Annotated in this window: 10 protein-coding genes; 2 read left to right on the plus strand and 8 right to left on the minus strand. The window is 46.8% G+C overall.

What is annotated here, in order from left to right; genetic code table 11:
- Window positions 1-86: 86 nt before the first annotated feature.
- The gene (locus tag ACO08K_RS31380; protein WP_421800459.1) at window positions 87-1,070 is read left to right on the plus strand and encodes a nucleoside hydrolase; all 984 of its coding nucleotides are present in this window, start codon (window positions 87-89) and stop codon (window positions 1,068-1,070) included.
- A 15-nt stretch (window positions 1,071-1,085) separates the two neighbouring features.
- Here ACO08K_RS31380 and ACO08K_RS31385 read toward each other — a convergent pair whose 3' ends face one another.
- The gene (locus ACO08K_RS31385; protein WP_421800460.1) at window positions 1,086-1,829 is read right to left on the minus strand and encodes a LytR/AlgR family response regulator transcription factor; all 744 of its coding nucleotides are present in this window, start codon (window positions 1,827-1,829) and stop codon (window positions 1,086-1,088) included.
- 164 nt (window positions 1,830-1,993) lie between these two features.
- Entirely contained in the window at window positions 1,994-2,977 is a 984-nt protein-coding gene (locus ACO08K_RS31390; RefSeq protein ID WP_421800461.1) for a M23 family metallopeptidase, read from the minus strand.
- Window positions 2,978-3,419: 442 nt separating this feature from the next.
- Here ACO08K_RS31390 and alaS point away from each other — a divergent pair, with 442 nt between their 5' ends.
- Window positions 3,420-6,047 carry an alanine--tRNA ligase gene (alaS, locus tag ACO08K_RS31395; protein ID WP_421800590.1) on the plus strand — a complete coding sequence of 876 codons (2,628 nt, stop codon included), beginning with the start codon at window positions 3,420-3,422 and terminating at the stop codon, window positions 6,045-6,047.
- Window positions 6,048-6,232: 185 nt separating this feature from the next.
- On the opposite strand, the gene ACO08K_RS31400 is transcribed toward alaS, so the two are convergent.
- The 6 genes from ACO08K_RS31400 to ACO08K_RS31425 all read right to left on the minus strand — a co-directional run bounded on the left by ACO08K_RS31400 (window position 6,233) and on the right by ACO08K_RS31425 (window position 14,888).
- Window positions 6,233-6,706 carry a hypothetical protein gene (locus ACO08K_RS31400; protein WP_421800462.1) on the minus strand — a complete coding sequence of 158 codons (474 nt, stop codon included), beginning with the start codon at window positions 6,704-6,706 and terminating at the stop codon, window positions 6,233-6,235.
- A 30-nt stretch (window positions 6,707-6,736) separates the two neighbouring features.
- A complete protein-coding gene (locus ACO08K_RS31405) occupies window positions 6,737-7,156 on the minus strand; it encodes an aspartyl protease family protein (RefSeq protein ID WP_320027479.1) in 420 nt (139 codons plus the stop codon).
- A 151-nt stretch (window positions 7,157-7,307) separates the two neighbouring features.
- A complete protein-coding gene (locus tag ACO08K_RS31410; protein ID WP_421800463.1) occupies window positions 7,308-9,485 on the minus strand; it encodes a VIT domain-containing protein in 2,178 nt (725 codons plus the stop codon).
- A 270-nt stretch (window positions 9,486-9,755) separates the two neighbouring features.
- On the minus strand, window positions 9,756-10,136 hold the full coding sequence (gene rplS, locus ACO08K_RS31415; RefSeq protein WP_421800591.1) for a 50S ribosomal protein L19: 381 nt from the start codon (window positions 10,134-10,136) through the stop codon (window positions 9,756-9,758).
- 195 nt (window positions 10,137-10,331) lie between these two features.
- Window positions 10,332-12,596 (minus strand): PKD domain-containing protein, encoded by a 2,265-nt coding sequence (locus ACO08K_RS31420; protein WP_421800464.1) that lies wholly within the window; start codon window positions 12,594-12,596, stop codon window positions 10,332-10,334.
- A gap of 51 nt (window positions 12,597-12,647) precedes the next feature.
- Window positions 12,648-14,888, minus strand: coding sequence for a PKD domain-containing protein (locus ACO08K_RS31425; protein WP_421800465.1), 2,241 nt, complete (start codon window positions 14,886-14,888; stop codon window positions 12,648-12,650).
- Window positions 14,889-15,000: the final 112 nt, after the last annotated feature.

The following is a 15,000-nucleotide window of genomic DNA, read 5'->3' on the forward strand; positions in this document are numbered from 1 at the left end:
CACCTTAGAAACCAAAGGCACCAAAGAGGCACTTAAGTTGGCAATCCAATTATTCTCGAAATTTCAAATCTAATAAGCTTTTAATCATGAAACCAGCATACCTCTTTATCACCATTGCCTTGTTGCTTGTTAGCCAAATCAGCTTTGCCCAAAATCCCCCCCGCCGCATCTGGTTCGACACCGACATCATGATCGGCCTGCCCGAACGTGCTCCCCGCGAAGTAGACGACGGCGTAACCCTGATCATGGCCCTAGCCCTACCCTCCATTGAAATTGTTGGCATCAGTACCATCACTTATGTGGATTATGGCTACGATGTCACCAAAAAAATCCTCAACTATTATGCCCCCAAACGCAACATCCCTGTCTACAAAGGCTCACCCGAAGCGGCTGACCTGGGTGTGGAAAATGAAGCGACCATAGCCCTGGCCGCAGCCCTGCGGAAAGAAAAACTCGACATTTTGGCCCTGGGCCCAGCCACAAACATTGCTACGGTGATCAAAAACCACCCGGAATTGGCCAAACAAATGAAAGAAGTGGTTTTTTGTGCAGGCCGTACTCAAGGTTTTGCCTTCAAACCCGGCCTGCAAAAAAGCACCGTATCCGATTACAATTTTGAAAAAGACGTAGAGTCCTTCAAAGTGATTCTGGATGCGGGGGTAAAAGTGGTCTTTTCCGGTTTTGAGTGCAGTGCTTACCTGCTGATTGGCAAACCCGATGTTCAATTTTTGAAGACTGGAAATGAGGCCGATCGCTGGTTGTATTCCATGTTGGAACCCTGGCAACAACGGGCAAAGCAGTTGTTTGGGGTAGAAGGTTTTATCCCTTACGATGTCACGCCCCTGGGACATTTTACCCACCCCGAGTATTTCCAGTATTACCGCAACATCCCGGTGCGGATTGAAACGCGCAAAAACGACGCTACCATTGGGCGGGTAATTCCCCCCACCAAAGCGTTTATGGAAGTGAGTTACAAATTCAAAAGCAAGTGGAAGGTGGATTATGCCTATAAAACGCTACCAGGGTTTGAGGAGTTGGTAATTGAATTGATGAAATGCCCGGGGGAGTAAAGTGGGCGTAATCCCCTACTTCAACTGCTCCAACAATCTGGACACATTGTCCTTCGTAAACGGCAACTGCGTCCCATTGCGCATCAGCACTACCCCATCCTCTTTCATGATTGAATTGACGTGCAGGAGGTTGATCAAATGGGAGCGATGCAGGCGAAAAAAATTATTGGTACGCAGCAAGTCTTCGTAATGACCAAGTGGCTTGCTGGTGATGTATTGCTTCTTGTCGATGGTATAAAACTGCGAGTAGGGCCCGGAGGCTTCGATGTTGACAATCTCTTCCACATCCAGCACCACTACTTTGTCCTGGGTATTTAAGACCAGGCGGTTGAAGCGGGAATTTTCGGACTGGATTTCCTTCATGGCGCTGCGCAATACATCCATTTGGGGGAACAGGTCTTCTTTTTTGGAACGGTTAATTTTATTGATGGCCTCGCTCAGTTCATTGGCCTGCACCGGCTTGAGCAGATAATCAACAGCAGCGTAGCGGAAGGCTTTGAGCGCGTAACCTTCGTGGCTAGTCACAAAAATGACGGGAGTATCGTTGGGTCGAAACAAATCCAAAAAGGCAAATCCGTCGATTTCTGGCATCTCAACATCCAGAAAAAGCAAATCAACCGGATTTTGACGCAGAAACACCAGCGCATCAATGGGTTTATTAAAAACAGCAGCAATTTCTACATCAGGGGCGACTTGCTGAAGCTTGCGCGACAGCAATTCAGAATACAGTGGCTCATCATCTACAATAACCGTTTTCATCAAGTTCTTTTAACGTCAAATCTTAAAAACAGGCTTGGAACAGCAAGTGAAACACAAAGTTCACATTGCCTTTGCGAAAATAAGCATCTTATTTGTAAAATGCAGCAAGCCTCTCCAGACAACTGAAGAGGCTTGCGCAAATAAATGATATAAATTGTTCAGGATCAGTCCATAGATTGGTTTGCACCCTCAGCAGCTTTTACCAAAGTTTGATATTCTCTTGGTGAAAGGCCATCCAAAACATAATGAATCGGGTTAACTTGTTTCCCTTTGAGGTGCACTTCATAATGGCAGTGTGGCGCAGTGGAAGTACCTGTGCTACCCACCTTGCCCAGGGGTTGACCTCGTTTTACCCTTTGTCCGGCCCGTACTTCGATGGAATTCATGTGGGCGTACAAGGTTTCGTAGCCGTAGCCATGTGAGATGATCACACATTTGCCGTAGCCACTGTGGTATTCGGCTTTTTTGACCACCCCGTCGCCAGTAGCTTGAATCGGGGTACCCTTAGGAGCGGTGAAGTCAAGACCATAGTGCATCCGAGGCACTTTGTACACCGGGTGAATCCGGTAACCAAAACCCGAAAGCAGCCCGACCATTTTAGCCAATTTATCCGAACGTACTGGTTTGATCGAAGGAATGGAAGCCAACATTTTTTCTTTGGCGTTGGCCATGTTGATAATGGTGTCCAGGGATTTGGACTGAATCACCATTTTTTGCTTCAAACTGCGCACCTTATCCAGTGCGTTGATGATGGAAGCACCGCCGTGTTTGAGGTCGCGGAAGCTCAGGTATTCATCGTGACCACCAACCCCACCTTCCCAGATGTTTTGGTCGATTGGGTTCATCCCAAAAATGGTGCGGTAGGCGTAAGCATCTCGATCGTTGAGGTGCTTCATTTCTTCGTTGATGGCTTGTAGGTCACCCTCCAGCTTTTCGTAGTGGGTTTTCATCACCTCTATTTCTTGCAAGAGGAGTTTTTCTTTAGGGGATGGAAAGTACTTGTACAGTACAATCGACAACAGAAAGGCAGTAAAAACTGCTGAACACAAAAATGTTAAAGCTCTTGATGCTATGGTAAGCCAACTGATCTCTACCTTTTCAAACCTAAGTGTTTGAATGTTGTAGATGAACTTTTCTCTTTTTCCCATGACGCTAGTTATTGGTCAATGTGACTGAATTTGCGGAATTTTTCTCTTGATATGTTACTTGAGATGGGACCGTAAAATAGCTTCCTTCATTGTTCTTACTGGCGTGGAAATAGTGTAAGCTGCGACCAAATTAGTTCAGGGTGTTGATTCATCCAAAAATTTACATCTTTTTTTTTCCACATTATCAACATACTGCCTTTGGTTCACACTTTTTTTTTCCTGCTTTCTGGGGAACTTATGAAGGAAAATTGACCGTTTTTCAAAAAAAATTGCTTTGTTTTGCCACACTTTTGGAGCAAGCAGAGGCAAATATCGAAACTGATTTCCAGATTAAGGCATTCTTTAAATTTTTTTTAACAGTTTCTTAACCAAAAAACAAATTTAAAGAACTTTATATCTGATAATGCTCCATGTTTTTTGCTTTTAAATACAAATACTTATGATGACCGCACGCGAAATTCGCCAGGCTTTTCTCGATTTTTTCGCTTCCAAAGCACATAAGATTGTTCCTTCGGCCCCACTGGTGAACAAGGATGACCCCACTTTGATGTTCACCAACGCAGGGATGAACCAGTTTAAAGACTACTTCCTGGGCAACCAAACCCCTGAAGTTCGGCGCATTGCGGATACTCAAAAATGCTTGCGGGTATCCGGGAAGCACAACGACCTCGAAGACGTAGGCTACGATGGCACCCACCATACCATGTTCGAGATGTTGGGCAACTGGTCTTTTGGTGATTATTTCAAAGAAGAAGCGATTGCCTGGAGCTGGGAATTGCTGACCGATAAATTGGGCCTGGATAAAGAGCGCCTCTACGCCACTGTGTTTGAAGGTGATCCTGCAGCAGGTATACCGGCCGACGATGAGGCCCTAGAATTCTGGTTGCGCGTGCTGCCTAAAGATCGTATCCTCTATGGCAATAAAAAAGACAACTTCTGGGAAATGGGCGACACTGGCCCCTGCGGCCCCTGTACCGAAATCCACTACGACACCCGCAGCGACGAAGAAGTGGCCAAAACCCACGGTGCTAGCCTGGTGAATGTAGATGGCTCAGGAGTAGTGGAAATCTGGAACAACGTATTCATCCAGTTCAACCGCAAAGCCGACAAGTCGCTAGAAGTATTGCCTGAGCAACACGTGGATACGGGGATGGGTTTCGAGCGCCTCTGTATGGTCATGCAAGGCAAAAAAGCGACTTACGATACCGATGTGTTTACACCTTTTATTCAGTACATCGAAAAGGTATCGGGTAAAAAATACACCTTTAGTTACGAGCGCGACGCCAAGTCGGACATCGCTATGCGGGTCATTTCGGACCACATTCGTGCCATTGCCTTTACCATTGCGGATGGGCAATTGCCGAGTAGTTCTGGTGCCGGGTATGTGATTCGCCGCATTTTGCGTCGGGCGGTGCGCTATTATTATTCCTTTTTGGACATCAAGCAGCCCTTCCTCCACACCATCATCCCGATGCTGGCGGATGCCTTTGCCGATGCTTTCCCGGAATTGAAAGCCCAACAAGCGCAGGTGGCTCGCATCATTGAAAGTGAAGAAACGGCATTTTTGAATACTTTGGAAAAAGGTTTAAAACGCTTTGCTGATTTGGACAAGTCTTCTGGCCAAATCAAAGGGGAAGACGCATTTGACCTTTACGACACCTTTGGTTTCCCCATCGACTTGACCCAGCTCCTGGCGCAAGAAGCCAACATTCCGGTCGACATGGTCGGCTTTGAAGCTGCCTTGCAAAAACAAAAGGAGCGTTCCCGTGCCGATGCCGCCAAGGTGGTAGGTGACTGGGTGAGCGTGAACGAAGGTGAAGTGAAATTTGAAGGGTACGACACCTTGGTGGTCGAAAACACCGTGGTGCTCAAATACCGTACCGTCAATGTCAAAAACCAGGATCAATACCAGTTGGTGCTGCAAACCACTCCTTTCTATGCCGAAAGTGGTGGCCAGGCAGGCGACCAGGGTTACCTCATTGTAGGTGCTGACCGCATCAATGTACTGGATACTCAAAAGGAAAATGACCTGATCATCCATGTGGTGGACGAATTCCCGGCCAACCTGCAACTGCCCGTCAAAGCGGTAGTGGATGCAGAGCTGCGTCAGGCGGTCTCCAGCAACCATACGGCGGTTCACCTCATGCACGCCGCCTTGCACCGCATCCTTGGCCAACACGCGACCCAAAAGGGGCAAAACGTGGACGACCAGCGCCTGCGTTTCGACTTCAACCACTTCCAAAAAGTGAGCGACGAAGAATTGCGGCAAATTGAGGACATGGTCAATGAAAAAATCCGTGCCAATATCCCGCTCGATGAAAACCGCAACATGCCCATCGAAGAAGCCCGCAATTCGGGTGCGATGATGCTTTTTGGGGAAAAATACGGCGAGGTCGTGCGCATGATCACTTTTGATCCCTCTTTTAGTCGCGAATTGTGCGGAGGGACGCATGTTCAGGCTACGGGAGAAATCGGTTTGTTCAAAATTCTCTCTGAAGGCGCCGTGGCTGCCGGGGTGCGCCGTATTGAAGCCATTACTGCCACCCATGCCGAGGCTTTTGTTCGCAGTGAACTGCGCGAACTAGACGCCATCCGCAGCATCCTGAAAAGCAAGGGCGAAGCGGCCAGAGCCGTGGCTACCCTGCAAGATGAAAACAAGGAACTGCGCAAAGAAATTGAGCGCCTAGTGGCAGCTCAAGCCTTTGCCCTCAAGGATGGCCTGATTGCCAAAGCAGAAACGGTAAATGGCGTGCAGTTTATCAGTGCCCGCTTGTCGATCAACGATTCAGCTGCGCTGAAAAACCTGGCTGCCCAAATCGACAATGAACTGGGCAACGCGGTGATTGTATTTGGCGCTGTGATCAACGACAAGCCCATGGTGATGGTCACCATCAGCAAATCCTTGGTGGAAGGCAAAAAACTACACGCTGGCAACATGGTGCGCGAACTAGCCAAAGAAATTGACGGCGGCGGCGGCGGACAAGCCAATTTCGCTTCAGCTGGTGGAAAAAATGCGGCTGGCTTGGATCAGGCGGTGGCGAAGGCAAAGGAGCTGGTGGCTGTTGCTTAATCGCTTGCTTAAGATATATCAGAAGCCCAAATATGAAGATATCGTATTTGGGCTTCTCAATGCATATTACGCAATCATTAAGAAATTATACAAATCTTAGGTAACGATCAGCGGCATTAGCCGCGAAACGTCAATAGGGAAAAAGGTGTAATGTTAGGTCAAAGGTGCAGCGCACAGAAACACTACTAATTCAATTTATATTTTCGTTCCATTTCAATAATCTTTGGCAGTAGTTCAGGATCAACCTTTAAACTATCCAAATCCTCTGTTGAGAATGAGTAAAAGTGTTCTGAATTGATTTCTATGGCTTTGAAATATAAATGTACAACCTCTTTAAGGGTTTTAGTTCCATTTCCTCGATATGTTTCTGCTAGCGTAAGTGCTGCAACTCCAGATTTTTGGTTTTTAGCAGCAATGAGTTCCCAGAAACTGATTTCTTGTTCAGATGTCCAAGCGAAGCCATAGTAAGAAGTCCAATAGCCAGCAAAAATTGCTCTTTTCAAAATGATTATTGATTCTTCCTCCAGTTCATCAAACTGATCCATAAATTGCTTTATCAATTCATACGTATGATTGACTGTAATATAATCTCGAATGGTTCGAGCCTGTTCGGGTAGGTCTGATTTTGAATTGTATTCACCTAATTGGTAAAGTTTCATGTTATTCTTAAACAAGTTAAAAAGTTGCCTCTACTTCAATACCATCTGTGCAAAATAAGGATGATCAGGGTTCACAATCAACTCCTGTCGCTGTGGATGAATCAACACATCCATGTCCTCCAGTGGAATTGCACCGAGTAACACCTCACTATCCCCGGGTAGTACCATCGCATTACAAATGGTACGCCGGTTTTTAAATCGCAATTCAACCGAAGAAACCACATCATACTCTACAATCTCACCATTGGCCAATTGCCCCATACGTTTTTCCACAATGGGCAGTTGCAGTTGTTCCCGGATGTTTTCATTGATGCACAACATATATGAGCCAGTGTCAACCAAGGCAGTCACCCACATCCGTTTAACTTCATCCTGGTCAAGATAATTCCGACGAGCCAGCGCCAAATCGTCGCCATTGATGAGTTCTATTTCCGCATGTACCAGTCCCATAATTTACTTTACATTTTTCGTTTTAAAAATACAGTTTTTTATTTAATACAACAAATATTTTTATAAAATAAATCAATTTAAATGTGTTAAAACTTTGGAGAAGCCTCCTTCTCCTGAATTGACTTCTCCAAAGCCTTCTTTTATTCCTACCTCATCGATCCAACTTCACCAACTTCCGGCTGTACTGCCCACTCGGCGTCTGCAAGCGGAAGATGTACACGCCCGGCGGCACCTCCTCTCCCCCATCGCTGTTTCCATCCCAGTGCAATTCCAGGTCCTGCACCTTGCCTTTGGGTACATCGCTGAAAGTGCGTACCACCTGCCCAAGGTGGTTGTAAACGGAAATATGCGCTTTGGACAAATCAATCAACTCTTTAAATTTCAACTGGATCATCACCCTTTCGCGGAAGGGATTGGGGCTTATTTTACTTAGGACCAGGCTGTCTTGAAGGTCGCGGGTGCCCACAGTGGAACCCTGGCTTTGATCCAGGCAGTTCAGGCAAGGTTCGCCGCCCTGGGCAGGTTCCAAACATAAAAAGGCGGTGTACAGCGATAAAACCCGCTCTCGAATGCTTGCCCGAATGATTTCGGCGGTATTGCTATTGCTAAAGCTGTTTTTTTCCAGGCCGGCAATAAAATTACCCACCCAGGTATCTACTCCGGTGCTGTCGGTAATGTTGACATCATAGGAAGGCACAGTAAGTCCGTCAAAAAACAATTTATCTCCATGACTGCCCGACAATTCCACCACAAATGGCCATTTTCCCTGGTAGCGTCCAACCTGAAGCACGGGCTTCCGCAAATCATTAATTCCCTCATTGGCGCCTTGATTTAAGTTGTAGCGATTGTAACAAAATCCATTCTGCAGGGCGGTATGCAAGTCTAAAGCCCCTGCTTCGATCAGGGTTAAGTCGAGAATTTTACTGACAGCATTTTCAAAAATGTTACAACAGGAATACATCTGTAGGTAATCACCTTGGGTCTGGCGTGACCAATTGATGTAAAAATATTCATTGCCCCAATACGGACGACCGTTGATGTAATTGTAAGTGGTATTGCGCAGGGTATAATCCAGGATGTAAAAAGGAATGTCGCTACTACCTTTAAGGATAGACAATTCTTTGATCAATTCATTGCCCATATCCAGACCCCACTCCGAATTAGAATTGGCAAAAAGCAAAACCTTGGCGCCTTCCGTGCCACTGGCTTTGATCGTTTCAATCCCTTTAGCCAAAAGACCAGGTAAATTAATACCGCTGATGCTCCCTTTGCCTAGTTCAAGAAATACACTATCCATTTTGGTAGGGGCAGCCTGAATCCAGGTTTTTGAAACAACCCGCGGGCTGATTCCAGCCAGGGTCACGTTGAAATAATCCTCAGGCCGCAGTACTCGCTTCAATTGATTCCGAATTTGCTCCAATAACTGTGCCTGGGTAAAACCGTTAGCAGCCGTCGTTTGTGAATAGTGCAACAGCACCATGAGGTGTTTGGGCTTCAAGTTTTGGGTAGAAGCCAGGATTTGATCCGGGAACAGGGCCATTTGGTAATAGCCTTGCTGCTCATCGCCAAATCGGGATAAAAATACCCCATTTTTCAGGGGCGCATTCAGGCTAAAAGACAAGTCGCGGTTATCCAGGCTTTTTGCGGGTACTACTGCTTCGTAATACTTCCCAAGTTTAGGGTCGTTTTTTGCCCTAAAGATCAGCTCTGGATGGGATGGCAAAGCGGGGTTTTGCCAGGGGCCTTCCAAAAATGCCCGAATATTGAAAGCAGGTGTGGGGCGATTGGTGCTACGCAAAATGTTAGCGGGCAACAGGGTTTGTACCGTTTGAGTGCTCCAATTTCCAGGCACCAGGTAATTGATTTTCACTTTACGGCGTTCCCCCATGATCAAAGGGTAAATGCGCAGGGTATAGCGGTCATTCCCTTCTTTCGTTAAAATAGAGGGATCTCTGCGTCGGTTGACGATGTTTTCGTAAATGGTTGATGCCGTCCAGCGATCCAGAATTTTGGCCCGAATGATCGTCGTGTCGATCCACAACCAGGAATCGTTGACGATGGAATTGGCTGGGAGAGAAAAATTCAGCACCGCTTCTAATTGGGTTCCTTTTTGAACCGGGGTTTCGTTTGCAGATACGGTAAAGTACAATCCAACTTCGGTGTACAATCCAACCGGGTGTAAAGTAATGGTGGCTTCTTCCAGTGTAGCATTGTATTGGTACCAGTTTTGCTGGGGATTCAACACAATAAAACTGGCTTGCTGGGCTTTGCCGAGCAGTAGGCAAAGCATTCCCAGTGCAATTACCAGACAAAATCTCCGTAATTCCATGGCTTGAATGTATTTGTTAGTGTGCGATAATCAAGTTGATCGGGGGATCAGTAAGGACGATAAAAAAACAAGTGCTCCTTTTGCCCCACTTACTAAGGCATATTCTAAAAATAATGGTAATCTATAAATAGAAAAAGCAGCTCGACACACTTGGCAATTTGGATTGCTAAAAAGGGCAGGAAACCAGTCATTTAGCTGACAATAATACAAAACAAAAAAGGATTCCAACCATACAGCTGAAATCCTTTTTTATGTGAAACCAAAAAACAATTATCCCTGAACCTGGGTAACGTTCTTTTGGATTTTGCGCTCCTTAATCCGGGCTTTTTTACCAATGAGGTCACGCAGATAGAACAAGCGAGCACGGCGTACTTTACCACGCTTGGTTACTTGAACATCTACGATATTAGGAGAAGCGAATGGGAAAATACGCTCTACCCCAACGTTATTGGAAATTTTTCTTACGGTGAAGGTTTTAGTTGCTCCAGTACCTTTAACCTGGATCACATCACCACGGAAAGACTGGATACGCTCCTTGTCTCCCTCGATAATCTTATAGTTCACCACTACATTATCGCCAGCGCGGAAAGCTGGAATCTCCACTTCTCTAGCCGGAGTCAATTGTTCATGAACAAACTTTATCGCATCCATCATGCAAAAATTTTACTTTTTTCTTTAGCCGTGCAAAGGTAAATGATTTTTAGAAATGAAAAGGATTTTTACTAAAAAGTTTTTAAATTATGATGGTCTATGGTATTGATCCTGGCACAAACCGACCTGTAGAGACGCACGGCTGAGCGTCTCGTTATTGCGCGAATACCAAAAAAGACGCACAACCGTGCGTCTCTACCGCACCAGGGTCACAAAACCCTTGAGTTCAAAAGGATTCCCCCGAGGGTCTCGATACGTCACCAATACTACGTAGACGCCCGGAGGCGATTCGATTCCCGTGTTGAACTTGCGCCCATTCCAACCCTGGTTGGGTTGATCCGTTTGGTACACCATTTCACCCCAACGGTTCCAGATGCTAAAATTAAATGCTTTGGCCCCGGCCATCACCCCTACCCCTTTAAATTCATCATTGACCGAATCACCATTAGGGGTAAAGGCATTGGGTAAAAAATACCGGACTTCCGGTCGGATGTCTAGGATTTTGTCCAGGGTATCAAAACAATTGACCGAATTGACCACAATCTGGCGGACGTTGATTCGTCCCGTATCAATAACCGAAAAACTCGGACTTCGCTCCGTAAAACTCCGGCCATTGCTGAGTTGCCAATTCCAGCGGATGGCGCCTTTCGATTCATCGTAGAGGTTGATGACCGGGGTTAAATTGGAAGCAATCGGCGGATCGATCATGAAGCCTGCGCTAGGTGAGGGACGTACCTTGATCAAATCGGGAAATACCGTATCCGTTTTACAGCCAATGGGTGAGGTGATGTCCAGAGAAACAGTAAAGATCCCCGCATCCTCATAAGTATAACTGGGGCTAATGACTTTAGAGCGCCCCCCATCGCCAAAATTCCAGTCAATTTTATAGGTAGAATCGATTGGAAAGGAAAGGTTATTGAACTTGACCTTGAGCGGAGCACAGCCCTCCGAGGCACTGGGTGAAATCACCAGCAAAGCCGGAACCGGGAAGTAATTGATGGTTTTGGTCAACTTCTCAACACACTTGTTGGTGTCTCGTACGGTTAAAGTCACCGGAATTTTGCCTGGACTTCGGTATTGGTGCTCCGGGTGTTGTTGCCTGCTGGTCGTTTTATCTCCAAAATCCCAACTCCATCCAGTGAGAAACTTGCCCCCCGAAACCGACTTATCGGTAAACTTCACTGGTCCGGCTACACAGGTGTCGTATTCGTATTCAAAATCGGCATCTAAAGCCGGGTATATGCTAACAAATATTTTGGCTGTATCTCCACACTCGGTACCTTTGTTCAAAATAAGCCGTCCACTATAATTGCCTACCCCTGGAAAAAGGATGGACGGTTCCCATTCTTTGGAAGTCAATTTGCGGTTGTTCAGGTCAAATTCCCAATCAAAAGTGCGGATAAAAGAACGAGGTGTACTTTCGTTGATGAACTTCACCTCCGTAGGACCACAAGAATTGACCAGATATTCCTTATCCTTAACTTTGAGGTCTTCCTTGATATCGGCTACCAATTTGGGGTCACACTGAGCAACGTTAAATTGAAAATCTCGAAAAATTCGGCTCAACAAAACGCCGTTGCGGTACTCAGATACACAAACACCAACAACAAATTGCCCGATGCGATTGGGTTTCCCAGTAATTAGTCCGGTTTGTGGATGTATAGTCAGCGGAGGATCTCCACTTACGGGAGAAGTCGCTGTACTTGGTGGCAGAAATGGTATGAAAGAATAAGGTGGGGGGCAACCAGGAGTAGGCGAGGCCCCAGTACAACTCAAGGGTTGAAAGCGGGTATCATTACCTCCTCCTGCAAATGGTGCGCAGAATTCATACACCAACTGGTCTCCCTCACGATCTTTAGCCGAATGGTCGTATTCTAGGTTAGTGTTCGCACAAATCACCGTTGGTGGTAAAGTAGCAAATTCAGGGCTACTGTTGCAAAGACGTTGTGCCTCTGGTGTAATTTCCACCGTGTAGGTTGCTCCATGTTCACCAGGGTTGATGATATTTGAAATGGTTACATTGCGGCAACAACGCTGGTAGGTGATGTGGTAGCTGTTGTCAATACTTAAAGGTAAATTCAGGCGGTAATTACTCAACCGAAACAAGTATATCCCCTCTTCCGTACATACCGCAGGAGGGATTAAACAAGGGTAATCTGGTCGGTCAATATTTCTACGTTCTGTAAGTGGTATATTTAGTGTAGCGATGGCGCTTCCCTGTCCCAGGTTACATGGTGCGGTCGGCCCACATCTATAAATACCAATTGTCGCTACAGGATCAATTTGCGCACATTCAGTACAAAAACAATCGCGGTACACTTTGAGCGTAAATTCGTAATCGCCATTCCCCAAACAGCGGTAAGTCATCGAACCACCAATAATGTGGCGACCGTACAAGGCAGCAGGAACCAGCGCAAACAAAAAAAGCACTACCCGGCTCCATCTCATAGTATTCTTCATATCCTGTGTCGTATCTTGGACTACGAAAGTCACCATTTTTTTCCTTAAATTCTACCGCAAAAGCGTTACAGTCCCTTGTTTAGTGACCGTTTTGCCAGCAGCAGACTGAAAAACCAGCTGATAAAGGTATACACCCTGCGCACAATTATCGCCCTGATTGTTCACTTTGCCATTCCAGGCAGCTTCAGGGTCCTTGGTTTGAAACAACAGGTGCCCCCAACGTGAATAAACCCTGAACTCATACCCGCTAAATCCCGGCAGTAGCCCCAATGGTTTAAAGACTGCATTTGCGGCGTTTCCGTTGGGTGAAAAGGCGTTGGGGATGTACAAGGCATCCACCGCTTTAATCTTCACCAGTTTGGTCACCGAATCCCGGCAAAATTGGCCGTTACCCACTACCAGTTTTACGGAGTATTCCCCTTCAAAAGGAAAGGTAAAAACGGGGTTGCGTTCGGTAGCTTTTCCTTTACCTCCAAAATCCCAGTTCCAGTTGTCGGCTTGAGTGGATGTCTCGGTAAAAGTTACCTCGGGGTTGCGGGCACTGGGTTCTTCCGGGCTAAAAGTGAAGTCCACACTCGGTTTGGCAACTACGCCAATGGGCGCATTGGCATTGTCGCCCTGTACCATACAGCTGCCCGGGGCAGACAAGCGGTAAGAGACCACATAAGTACCAGGATTAGGATAACTTTTGTTCACCTTAAACCCTGTGGCTTTGGTCCCATCACCAAAATCCCATTCCACCAAATAGCGGGGGGTATTCATCACAGGAGGCACTTCCAGGGAAAGGTTCAATTGTCCGGTTTGGGTACATACTTCTCGTGCGGAAGCTTGTAATCGGACAGCATTGGCTGGTGCCGGAAAATAGTCGATATTTTGTCGGGCCGTATCTCGGCACCCCGTATTGGTCAAAATGGCCAAACTCACCGGGTAGCTTCCGGCGAGGGCGTAATTGTGTCGGGGTGAGGTTTCGGTGGATTTCATGTTGTCGCCAAAATTCCATTCCACACTGCGATAAGTGGCGCCCTGGTTCAATTGGGAGGTATTGTTGAATTGAATGGGTGCAATGTCACAAGCGGGCGAAATGGCATCAAACTGAGCTTTAACCGAAGGAAAAACCTGCACAAAAACCCGGGCGGTATCCGTACAAACGGTACCTGGATTGAGGATCATCAAACCGGAGTAATTGCCCGGTGCACCAAAATCAAAACTGGCGTCTTTGGTGTCCCGTACTTCAGTTTTGCCATTGATGATGAATTCCCAACGGTAGGCAAATACTTTATCCAGGCCTGTACTGCTGTTGCTGAAACTCAGGTTGGGTTTGTTGCAGGATTTGACCCAAAAACTGCCTTGCCCATTGCTGCTGTCCGATTTGACCATGGCATCAATGGTAAAATTGCAATTGCTGACCTTGATTTGAATGTCGCGGCGGATCATGCCGATCAAAACCCCATTGCGGTATTCTTTTACACAAATGCCCAGGGTGTATTGGCCGAGGGCGCGGGGCAGGGCCCGCAAAATTCCAGTGGTGGAATCAATACTTATGGTTCCCGCATTACCCAGTGGCCGATTGAAGGAAAAGGTTGGCAAAAAGGGTAATTCCTGATAGGGGCCAGGCGTAGCTGGATCGGGTCTGATACCTTGGGCGCTGCCGGCCAGTTGCATATCATTTTGGCTACCGCCCAAGGGGCCTCCGCCGAGTAAAGGTGCGCAGAGATGATAAGTCAAACGATCACCATCCTTATCCGCTACTTGCAATTGGATCGCTGAAGAAATACCCACGCACAATTCACTTTTGGGCGCAGCGGTAAACCTTGGGCTGCTACTGAGGTCGCGTTGCGCATGTGGACTGATTTCCACCGTCAAGGTAATGCCTAAAGTACCAGCGCTATTGGGAATGTTGTTGATGGACGCATTGCGGCAACATACCTGGTAGGTCAAAGTGTAGGCTTGATCCGAACGTACCAGTTCGAGGGTGTCGCTGTACACCGCCTCCTCTTCACAAAAACCGGGCGGCACAATCAGACAAGGATTGCTTTGGTCGGGCGGCACCTTGTTGATTTTTGGGCTGCTGATGCGCAAATTGCGCAGGGGCCGGATGTTGTTCCCCAAATAAACGGCGATGGGAACCGAACGATCAAAAGCCGCACCGCCATTGCAATCCCGTACCAATACCAACACCACCCGATACAATAAGGTATCACTACCAACCCGCCCTCCTTTAAAGCCGACAAACTCATAATTGATTTCACCTCCAATGATGTGGCTGGCCTTTAAGGTCGTGGAGCTTACCATTCCAGCCAAAATCAGGCATATAGTAAGCAATAAGCGGATAGGTCGAACCGTTAATGAGGTTTTGAAAAATAGCCTTGTACAAAAATTAGCACTCATTTTACACATGCGTCTG

This window comes from Haliscomenobacter sp., assembly GCF_965225875.1.
In the GTDB taxonomy this organism is placed as follows: domain Bacteria; phylum Bacteroidota; class Bacteroidia; order Chitinophagales; family Saprospiraceae; genus Haliscomenobacter.